Genomic DNA, 7719 nt, shown 5'->3' with positions numbered 1-7719 from the left:
CAGCGTGGCCGCCCCGGCCAGCAGCGCCGGTGTCCGTTGCCACAGCGGCGTCGCGGGCCCGGTCGGCGCGGCTACCGGGGCGGCGTTCCAGGTCGCCGTCGCGCAGTCGTACGGCCTCCTGCCGTCGCCGGCGAAGGCGCAGGCGGGCGCGGTCAGTGGCCGGCCGGGGGCGGCGGTGAGCGCCGTACCCAGAGTGGTGGTGCTCCGGGCGGGCAGCTTCAACCGCCAGGTCACCTCGGTCGCCGACCGGCCCGCGGTGCGGGTGGCCCGACCGCCGGCGGTGATGGTCGTCGCCGAGGCGCCCGGCGGCAGTTCCTGCCGGACGGTGGTGTCCACCGGCGTGTTGCCGTCGTTGCGGACCTGGATGCGGTAACGCGGTGCCGGCGTGCTCTCCGGCGCCATCGCCACCGTCACCGGCGGCTTGATGACCGGCGGCGCGACCGGGGTCGGGCGGGGCACCGCCGGTGGCGCCGACGGCATGCCCGGTGTCGGGTTCGGCGCGGCGACCGCCGGTCGCGGTCGTGCCTCCGCCGCCTCCGCCGCTTGTGGGGCCGCCGCGGGCAGTGCCGGCACGGCGGCGAGAATGCCGAGGCAGTGTACGAACACTGCGAGGGCCCTGTGGTGTCGTGTCGATGCAGGCATACGAACGAACCTCCGGAGCCGACGCTAGGGGCGTTGCCACGCCGGGCGGGTACGAAGTGGCGAAGTCGGCCCGGGCGGCCGGGGAACGGCGTAGGGTGCCCGCCGGCCGCTGTCGACGGCGGCCCGCCGCAGCTGCTTCGGCGCCGGTTCCGGTCGCGCCGGTGGCGGCGGGTGTGGCGGCTCTCACCCGGATCGCGGCCGCGACGCCCCCCGCGGCGGTGGCCTCGGCCGGAACGCCCCGCGCCGGGGCTAGATTGGCCTGGTGCGTATCGCTCGTTTTGCTCATGCCAAGGGAATGTCGTTCGGGGTCGTCGAGGGTGAGGCGGAGGCGGGCCCGCAGGGCCTGACGATCGCCGAGATCGAGGGCCACCCGTTCGGCAAGATCACCTTCAGTGGCGCCCGCTGGGCGCTGTCGGACGTCCGGCTGCTCTCGCCGATCCTGCCCAGCAAGGTGGTCTGCGTCGGCCGTAACTACGCCGCACACGCCGCCGAGCACGGCAGCGAGGTGCCCCGGGAGCCGCTGCTCTTCCTCAAGCCGTCCACCTCCGTGATCGGCCCCCGCGACGCGATCCGGCTGCCGATCTTCTCCAAGCAGGTCGAGCACGAGGCGGAACTGGCGGTGGTGATCGGGGCGCCGGGCGCCCGCCGGGCCGACCGCGCCGCCGCGGAGAAGGCCATCTTCGGCTACACCTGCGCCAACGACGTCACCGCCCGGGACCTTCAGCACGCCGACGGCCAGTGGACCCGCGCCAAGGGCTTCGACTCGTTCTGCCCGATCGGGCCGTGGATCACCACCGGGCTCGACGTCAGGGACGTGGAGATCCGGTGTGAGGTGGGTCGCGATCCGGAGGAGATGGAGGTCCGCCAGCTCGGCCGCACCTCGGACATGGTCTTCGACGTGCCGGCCCTGGTGTCGTACGTCTCGCACGTGATGACGCTGCTCCCCGGCGACGTGGTGCTCACCGGCACGCCGGCGGGGGTTAGCCCGCTCACGGACGGGGATACGGTGACCGTGCGGATCGAGGGGATCGGCGACCTGACCAACCCGGTGGTGCCCGTCGCCTGATCCGCGTCGAGACCCGTTTCCGCAGCTCACGGGCGGTTTGGGGGGCTCGATTTGGCCTGCCGGCACCGGGAGGGTAAAGTTCATTCCCGGCGCCGCAAGGGGCCAATGGGGTATGGGGTAATTGGCAGCCCGACTGATTCTGGTTCAGTTAGTCTAGGTTCGAGTCCTGGTACCCCAGCGCAGCCGAGGTTCGCGAGAGCTTCGGGCGCTGGATCTCGCTGAAGAGTGGCTCCGGCTCCCTCTCGAGGGAGTCGGAGAGCATTTCTGATAGAGTCCAGCGGCGCCGCTCGCGAGAGCGGTGCGGCACGGAAGGTTCTGGCCCCGTCGTCTAGTGGCCCAGGACGCCGCCCTCTCAAGGCGGTAGCGCCGGTTCGAATCCGGTCGGGGCTACAGTGTGGAAAGCCCGTCCCACCTCGGTGGGGCGGGCTTCTTCGTGTCCGGGAATCCTCGCATTTCGTGTTCCGGGAATCCTCGGCCGACCCGGCCTCTGCCGGTCCTGCCACCCGCCGCGGCGAGCCGCCCCCGTCGTGGGCGCCCGGCGCCGGTGCCGTTAGACTACTGCGGCACCGCCCAGCAGGGCCGGTGTTGCAGGAAATGTGCCTGGCCCCGTCGTCTAGTGGCCCAGGACGCCGCCCTCTCAAGGCGGTAGCGCCGGTTCGAATCCGGTCGGGGCTACAGATGGAACGGCCCGCCTCGCGCCAGCGAGGCGGGCCGTTCTCTTCGCCCCCAGCCCGTTCGCCCACTCCGCCGGCCCATGGGCATGCCCCGGTGCACAAGCCCCGCCAGGTTCGCCCACGCCGTCAGGCCGCCCACGTGTCAGGCCCCGCCACGTCGTCAGGCCGCTCACTCCGCCAGGCCGCCCACGCCCGCCAAGCCCGGCCACGCCGCCAGGCCCAACCACGCCGCCAAGCCCGGTGATCAAGAAGTTTGGGTCTGATTCGGGGCGGCGGGGTCAAACTTCTTGATCACGACAGGTGCCGGATGGGGGCGCACCGTGGGTGAGGGAGGCGGGGAAGGGTGGGGGGTGGGTCAGAGGCCGGAGAGGCGCTGGCCGGCTCGTACGACGGCCATGGCGTGGCGTTCGCCGGGGCGGCGACCCAGGCGCTCGATCGGGCCGGAGATGCTGATCGCGGCGATCACCCGGCCGGTCCGGTCCCGGATCGGGGCGGAGACGCTCGCCACACCGGCCTCCCGCTCGGCGACGCTCTGCGCCCAGCCGCGACGGCGTACCTCGGCCAGGGTGCGGCCGGTGAACTTCGACCGGGGCAGCAGCGGCATCACCGCCTCCGGCGGCTCCCACGCGAGCAGGATCTGCGCCGCGGAACCGGCCGTCATGGGCAGCACCGAGCCGACCGGGACCGTGTCCCGCAGGCCGCTGGCCCGCTCGGCGGCGGCCACGCAGATCCGCTCGTCGGCGCGGCGCAGGTAGAGCTGCGCGCTCTCACCGGTGGCGTCGCGCAGCGCGGCCAGCAGGGGCTCCGCCGCGGTCAGCAGCACGTCCGGCGCGGCGTTGGCGAGCTCACCCAGGCGCGGGCCGGGGCGCCAGCGGCCCTGGGTGTCCCGCACCAGCATCCGGTGGATCTCCAGCGCCTGTGCCAGCCGGTGCGCGGTGGCCCGGGGCAGCTTGGTGCGTTCAACGAGTTCGGCCAGGCTGGCGCCGTCGACACAGGCGGCCAGGATGACCACCGCCTTGTCGAGAACGCCGACACCGCTCATACTGTGTCCCACAAGCCGAAACTTACCTCCCAGAATTTAGGATGTCCAGATGGTGGGAGTCACTCCTGAGCCGAGGACCCTGGCCGAGAAGGTCTGGGACGCGCACGTCGTACGGTCCGCTGCTGGCGAGCCGGATCTGCTCTTCATCGACCTGCACCTGCTGCACGAGGTGACCAGCCCGCAGGCTTTCGACGGGCTGCGCCTCGCCGGCCGCCCGGTGCGCCGCACCGACCTCACGCTCGCGACCGAGGACCACAACACCCCGACCGGATACGCCGACCCGGCGTTCCGGGAGCGGCGCGGCGACCTGCTCACCATCGCCGACCCCACCTCGCGTACGCAGATCGAGACGCTGCGCCGCAACTGCGCCGAGTTCGGGGTCCGCCTGCACCCGCTGGGCGACGAGAACCAGGGCATCGTGCACGTGATCGGCCCCCAGCTCGGCGTCACCCAACCCGGCATGACCATCGTCTGCGGCGACTCGCACACCGCCACCCACGGCGCCTTCGGCGCACTCGCCTTCGGCATCGGCACCAGCGAGGTGGAGCACGTGCTCGCCACCCAGACGCTGCCGCAGAGCCGGCCGAAGACCATGGCGGTGAACGTGACCGGGCAACTCGCCCCGGGGGTCACCGCCAAGGACCTGGTGCTCGCCCTGATCGCCCAGGTGGGCACCGGCGGCGGTCGCGGCCACATCGTCGAGTACCGCGGCGAGGCGATCCGGTCGCTGTCCATGGAGGGGCGGATGACCATCGCCAACATGTCCATCGAGTGGGGCGCCAAGGCCGGCATGATCGCGCCGGACGAGACCACCTTCGCGTACCTCAAGGGGCGGGCGAACGCGCCGCGCGGGGCCGACTGGGACGCGGCGGTGGCGTACTGGCGCACCCTGCCCACCGACGAGGGCGCGGTCTTCGACGCCGAGGTGACCCTCGACGCGGCCACGGTCACCCCGTTCGTCACCTGGGGCACCAACCCGGGGCAGGGCGCGCCGCTGAGCGCGCCCGTGCCGGACCCCAAGGACTTCGGCACCGAGTCCGAGCGGACCGCCGCCCGGCGGGCGCTGGAGTACATGGACCTGCGCCCCGGCACTCCGCTGCGCGACCTCGCCGTCGACGTCGTCTTCGTCGGCTCCTGCACCAACGGCCGGCTGGAGGACCTCCGCGCCGCCGCCGACGTGCTGCGCGGGCACACGGTCGCCGACGGCGTACGCATGCTCGTCGTGCCCGGCTCCGCGGCCGTCCGGGAGGCGGCCGAGGCCGAGGGGCTGGACAAGGTCTTCACCGACGCGGGCGCCGAGTGGCGCTTCGCCGGCTGCTCGATGTGCCTGGGCATGAACCCGGACACGCTTTCCCCGGGCCAGCGCTCCGCCTCCACCTCCAACCGGAACTTCGAGGGCCGCCAGGGCCGGGGCGGACGCACCCACCTGGTCTCCCCGCCGGTCGCCGCCGCCACCGCCGTGGCGGGCCGGCTGGCCGCTCCCGCCGACCTGTAGAAGGGCACACCGCAGATGGAGAGGTTCACCACCCACACCGGCGCCGCCGTGCCGCTGCGCCGTTCCAACGTGGACACCGACCAGATCATCCCCGCCGTGTACCTCAAGCGGGTGACCCGCACCGGTTTCCAGGACGGGTTGTTCAGCGCGTGGCGGGAGGACCCGGCATTCGTGCTCAACGATCCCGCGTATTCGGGAGCGTCGATTCTCGTGGCCGGCCCCGAGTTCGGCACCGGTTCCTCCCGGGAGCACGCCGTCTGGGCGCTGCGCGACTGGGGGTTCCGGGTCGTGATCGCCCCCCGCTTCGGCGACATCTTCCGGGGCAACGCGCTCAAGGAGGGTCTGCTCCCGGTCGAGTTGGAATTGAGCGCGGTCGAGGAGATCTGGGATCTCGTCGAGGCCGACCCCGGCACCGAGATCACCGTCGACCTGGCCGCCCGTCAGGTCCGGGTCTCGGGCTCCACCTGGCCCTTCCCGCTGGACGACTTCAGTCGCTGGCGGCTGATGGAGGGCTTGGACGACATTGGACTCACCCTCCGCCACGAGGCCGACATCAGCGCCTTCGAGGCCGGCCGGCCGCCGTTCCTGCCGTCGGTCGCATAGTCGTACGCCCGATCCCACAGCGGTTTTCGCCCCCACCGGTCTCACCGGTGGGGGCGAATCCGTTACGACACAAGGGCTTTTTTCCACCGAATGTTTGTGTCCCGGCAGCACAGGGCATACCGTGCGCGCAGAATGGCTCGCGTCGAGTCAGTTGCACAATCGGGAGGAAGTCGTGAACAAGGCCGAGCTCATCGAGGCGCTCGCCGTTCGCCTGGGGGACCGGAAGACGGCGACGGCCGCGCTCGACGCGGTCCTCGCTGAGGTCCAGGCGGCGGTCACCAAGGGCGAGAAAGTGGCGATCACCGGATTCGGAGCGTTCGAAAAGCGCGTCCGGGGCGCCCGAACAGCGCGCAACCCGCGGACCGGCGAGGCGGTGAAGGTCAAGAAGACATCCGTCCCGACCTTCCGCGCGGGTGCCGGATTCAAGGAGATGGTGGCCAGCGGCAAGGTGCCGAAGGCCACGGCGGCGGCGAAGAAGACCGCCGCGGCAGCCGCCAAGACCACCGGCGCGAAGGCCGCCGGCGCCAAGGCCGGCGGGGCGAAGGCCGCCGGCGCCAAGGCCGGCGGGGCGAAGGCGACCGGGGCGAAGGCCGCCGGCGCCAAGGCCGCGGGCGCGAAGGCGACCACGGCCGCGGCGAAGAAGGCCGCCGCGACCAAGAAGACCACCGCGGCGAAGGCGACCAAGACCACCGCGGCGAAGAAGGCCGCCACCGCCAAGACCGCCCCGGCGAAGAAGGGCGCCGCGGCGACCAAGACCACCGCGGCGAAGAAGACCACCGCCACGGCCACCAAGAGCGCGGCGGCGAAGAAGGCCCCGGCCAAGAAGGCAGCGACCAAGCGCTGACCCCGGTCGTACGCAGAGGGCGCCCACCGTCACGGTGGGCGCCCTTCCGCGTCGCGGCCCCTCGGTGGGTCAGAGGCGGTCGGCGGCGAGCAGGCGGTCACCGGTGAAGGCGAGCAGCCAACCGCCGCCCTTCGGGGTGGTGAAGTCGTCCGCCCGCCCGGCGAGCCGCTCCAGGGCGCCGGGCATCACCTTGCCCTGGCTGCACACCACCACCGGCTCGCCGGCGCCGGCCAGCTCGGTCACGCACGCGGCGAGGGCGAGGGCCCGTTCGTCGGGCTGCTGTCCCGGCGCCGGCTCGTCCAGGTCCCCGGTCACCTCGATCGGCAGGTCCAGCAACTTCGCGGCCGGGTCGAGGGTCTGCACGCACCGGCGGGCCGAGGCCGACAGCAGGCGTACCGGCCGGACCAGCGCCACCAGCGGGGCCAGGGCGTGCGCCTGCGCCCACCCCTCGGCGTCCAGCGGCCGGCCGGTGTCCGGGCCGGACCAGGTGGCCCGCTTGCCGGCGTGCGCGTGCCGGACAAGCACCACCGTCCCGGTCACCCGGGGCAGCGCGGCGAACGCGGCCAGCACCTCCGCGTCGTGCGGGTAGCTCACCAGCCGGATCGCCTCGTCCACCCCGAGCCACCGCACGTCGTCCACCTCGGTGTCCGGCTGGAAACCGCCGTCGGCGACCGCCCGGATCGACCAGTAGTCGACCAGCTTGGGCCGGCCCTCGCTGCGGTACCGCACGGAGGGGAGCCGCACCTGCGGGATGCCCTGCACGTCGCTCTCCTCGGCGACCTCCCGCACCGCCGCCGCCAGCGGATGCTCGCCCGGCTCCAGCTTGCCCTTGGGCAGCGACCAGTCGCCGTAGCGGGGCCGGTGCACGAGACAGACCTCCACGTCGCGGCCCGCAGGCCGCCAGGCGACCCCGCCGGCCGCCCGGATCCCGGTCACCTCAGCCATCTGGTCCGCCTCCGCCGGCTGGCCCGCCGCCACGCCCGCGGGAACTCCGCGCGTACCCGGCGGACCGTGGCCCGCTCGCGCTCGGCGAGCCGCCCGGCGGTCACCGCCAGCCGCTGGTCGTCGGGCCGGTCGTCCGCCACGGCCAGCCAGGTGTCCGCGGCGACGGCGGCGTCCTGGTGCTCGCCCAGCAGCTTCTGCACCCGGGACAGCGCCCGGGCCAGCTTCCGCGCGTCCCCGCCGAGCACCGGCGCCACCGCGGTGACCGCGTACCGGGCCCGCTTGCCCTCCTTGCGGACGGCGTGCCACGGCTCGTCGGGGCCGAGCGGGTCGAGCGTCCCGACCCCACCCGGTCGCTTCGCCCCGCCGACGAGCCTGCGCCACGGACGGGCCACCAGCCGGGGCAGCGCC

7 protein-coding genes, 3 tRNA genes and 1 pseudogene are annotated in these 7719 nt (G+C 73.4%); 7 read left to right on the top strand and 4 right to left on the bottom strand.

The window, feature by feature from the left end; genetic code table 11:
* Positions 1 to 642, bottom strand: a pseudogene (locus NCC78_RS24080) (hypothetical protein); the annotation flags it as partial.
* Positions 643 to 904: 262 nt separating this feature from the next.
* Between NCC78_RS24080 and NCC78_RS24075 the strand changes: the two are divergent.
* The 4 genes from NCC78_RS24075 (at position 905) to NCC78_RS24060 (ending at position 2383) form a co-directional block, all read left to right on the top strand.
* Positions 905 to 1708, top strand: coding sequence for a fumarylacetoacetate hydrolase family protein (locus NCC78_RS24075; RefSeq protein WP_250797219.1), 804 nt, complete (start codon positions 905 to 907; stop codon positions 1706 to 1708).
* Between the two features lie 106 nt (positions 1709 to 1814).
* Positions 1815 to 1886: transfer RNA gene (locus NCC78_RS24070), tRNA-Gln, on the top strand.
* A 139-nt stretch (positions 1887 to 2025) separates the two neighbouring features.
* Positions 2026 to 2098 (top strand) — tRNA-Glu (locus tag NCC78_RS24065).
* Between the two features lie 212 nt (positions 2099 to 2310).
* A tRNA-Glu gene (locus NCC78_RS24060) sits at positions 2311 to 2383 on the top strand.
* Between the two features lie 354 nt (positions 2384 to 2737).
* Here NCC78_RS24060 and NCC78_RS24055 read toward each other — a convergent pair.
* On the bottom strand, positions 2738 to 3424 hold the full coding sequence (locus NCC78_RS24055) for an IclR family transcriptional regulator (protein ID WP_013284529.1): 687 nt from the start codon (positions 3422 to 3424) through the stop codon (positions 2738 to 2740).
* Between the two features lie 49 nt (positions 3425 to 3473).
* On the opposite strand from NCC78_RS24055, the gene leuC reads away from it, so the two are divergent.
* From leuC to NCC78_RS24040, 3 genes are all read left to right on the top strand, one after another.
* On the top strand, positions 3474 to 4919 hold the full coding sequence (gene leuC / locus NCC78_RS24050) for a 3-isopropylmalate dehydratase large subunit (protein ID WP_250797218.1): 1446 nt from the start codon (positions 3474 to 3476) through the stop codon (positions 4917 to 4919).
* Positions 4920 to 4934: 15 nt separating this feature from the next.
* A complete protein-coding gene (gene leuD, locus NCC78_RS24045; protein ID WP_250797217.1) occupies positions 4935 to 5522 on the top strand; it encodes a 3-isopropylmalate dehydratase small subunit in 588 nt (195 codons plus the stop codon).
* 172 nt (positions 5523 to 5694) lie between these two features.
* Positions 5695 to 6366, top strand: coding sequence for an HU family DNA-binding protein (locus tag NCC78_RS24040; protein WP_250797216.1), 672 nt, complete (start codon positions 5695 to 5697; stop codon positions 6364 to 6366).
* Positions 6367 to 6435: 69 nt separating this feature from the next.
* On the opposite strand, the gene NCC78_RS24035 is transcribed toward NCC78_RS24040, so the two are convergent.
* Together NCC78_RS24035 and NCC78_RS24030 are read right to left on the bottom strand one after the other, a co-directional pair.
* Positions 6436 to 7311 carry an NUDIX hydrolase gene (locus tag NCC78_RS24035; protein ID WP_250797214.1) on the bottom strand — a complete coding sequence of 292 codons (876 nt, stop codon included), beginning with the start codon at positions 7309 to 7311 and terminating at the stop codon, positions 6436 to 6438.
* Positions 7299 to 7719 (bottom strand): CHAD domain-containing protein (locus tag NCC78_RS24030; protein ID WP_250797213.1); only part of this gene is annotated, 421 nt, incomplete at its 5' end. The genes NCC78_RS24035 and NCC78_RS24030, both read right to left, overlap by 13 nt.

This window comes from Micromonospora phytophila, assembly GCF_023656545.1.
In the GTDB taxonomy this organism is placed as follows: Bacteria; Actinomycetota; Actinomycetes; order Mycobacteriales; family Micromonosporaceae; genus Micromonospora; species Micromonospora phytophila.
The sequence above is the reverse complement of the archived record's forward strand: the minus strand, read 5'-3'. Positions and strand labels throughout refer to the sequence as shown.